1 protein-coding gene is annotated in these 278 nt (G+C 33.8%); it reads left to right on the top strand.

Annotation, left to right across the window (positions count from 1 at the left end):
* Positions 1-278: hypothetical protein (locus H6A07_RS09730; protein ID WP_204814721.1), on the top strand; the 278-nt coding region annotated here is incomplete at both ends.

The raw sequence follows: 278 nt of genomic DNA, 5'->3' as shown, positions 1-278 counted from the left end.
TGGACAAGCTTATGTCGCATTAAGCCGTTGTAAGACGTTAGATGGTATTGTTTTGAGTGCTCCTCTGCGACATGACTCTTTGATAAGTGATGAAATTGTAGAACGTTATATTGATGGGTTGGATTTATGTATTCCAAATAAATCAGAACTCTTGTCGTTAAAGTTAGCCTATTTTATAAATCTTCTTGACGAGCTTTTTGATTTTACGACGTTACATTCTTCGTTTAGATTATTGTTGCGAACAATTGATGAACACTTTTATAGTAAATATCCAAAGC

Origin of the sequence: Olsenella uli (assembly GCF_016899935.1) — a bacterium.
Lineage (GTDB): Bacteria > Actinomycetota > Coriobacteriia > Coriobacteriales > Atopobiaceae > Thermophilibacter > Thermophilibacter uli_B.
Note: the sequence above shows the minus strand (reverse complement) of the source record. Positions and strands in the feature narration are given on the sequence as shown.